This window comes from Gilliamella sp. App6-5 (assembly GCF_001690525.1).
GTDB classification, from domain to species: domain Bacteria; phylum Pseudomonadota; class Gammaproteobacteria; order Enterobacterales; family Orbaceae; genus Gilliamella; species Gilliamella apicola_H.
Window position 1 is genome coordinate 1 of record NZ_LZGT01000037.1, and the last position, 1,167, is coordinate 1,167.

The 1,167-nt window shown below is 30.8% G+C and carries 2 protein-coding genes; both read left to right on the plus strand.

The window, feature by feature from the left end; translation table 11 throughout:
• Positions 1–247 (plus strand): hypothetical protein (locus tag A9G24_RS12810; RefSeq protein ID WP_176701162.1); only part of this gene is annotated, 247 nt, incomplete at its 5' end.
• A gap of 30 nt (positions 248–277) precedes the next feature.
• Positions 278–1,162 carry a putative type VI secretion system effector gene (locus tag A9G24_RS04190; protein WP_065637909.1) on the plus strand — a complete coding sequence of 295 codons (885 nt, stop codon included), beginning with the start codon at positions 278–280 and terminating at the stop codon, positions 1,160–1,162.
• Positions 1,163–1,167 lie beyond the last annotated feature (5 nt).

Sequence of the window (1,167 nt, forward strand, 5' to 3'; positions counted from 1 at the left end):
TTTTGGTACTTTTGCTGTTATTGGTTTTATTATTGCTTTAAAAGACAGCTTTAAAACCAAAGTCAAAATTGCTGAGCAAATATTTAAGGCTTTAAACTTAAAAAAGATATCAAGACTTGATTTAAGAAAATTCACCAATAGAAAATGTTGGAAATTAAAGTTTCAAGGAAAATATAACGTAAATGATAAAAAGCCTAATATTAGCTATAAAATAAAAGTGGATGATAATAATCTTTTTTATTATTAAAAAAACGAATAAGAAAAATAGTGTACTAATATGACCCTAAAATCATTTTATAAAATTCAAAATCAAATGGTCGACAAATCTTGGCGACATCATGCCACGCCACCGGTTTTACCGTGCTTGGGCGATGAGTTTACTTGTATTCGTGGCACAATAAAATACATTGATCTACAAATGCAACAACAAGCGTTTGAAGTTGAATCGTACCAAAATATGCAAGAATCAATGAAACGAACTAATCGAGCAGCACAAATTGGCGCAATTATAGGCACATTACGGGGCCAAGTTGGTTTAACTAGTATGCCAGAAACTGAACCAGTTTTGCGTAATGCCAATTTTGTCAATGTACAAATTGAAAAAGAGATTTATCGTGGTTGGGTTGGAGATTGTCCATTTCAACCAGGTGATGAAGTGATTGTGGTCGCTGAATGGCAACATGACCATTACGAACTTTATGCCATAGCCAAACCCGATGAACGGATTATTTGTGTTTGCCCTAACTGTTTTCGAGGGCGTTGGGCTTATTCTGTATTTTGCCTTAAATGTACTATTATGACTTTGATAATTGCACTATTAGTAATGACGGGTATATATATATATTATCATAACCTTGATAAAGTATTATCTTTAAATGGGTACTACGTACGCTATATATCTATGATGGCACTTAGTTTTGGTACTTTTGCTGTTATTGGTTTTATTATTGCTTTAAAAGACAGCTTTAAAACCAAAGTCAAAATTGCTGAGCAAATATTTAAGGCTTTAAACTTAAAAAAGATATCAAGACTTGATTTAAGAAAATTCACCAATAGAAAATGTTGGAAATTAAAGTTTCAAGGAAAATATAACGTAAATGATAAAAAGCCTAATATTAGCTATAAAATAAAAGTGGATGATAATAATCTTTTTTATTATTAAAAAAA

Coding starts and splice junctions, on each gene's coding strand:
- A9G24_RS04190 (WP_065637909.1), top strand. CDS start 278: ATGACCCTAAAATCATTTTATAAAATTCAAAATCAAATGGTCGACAAA.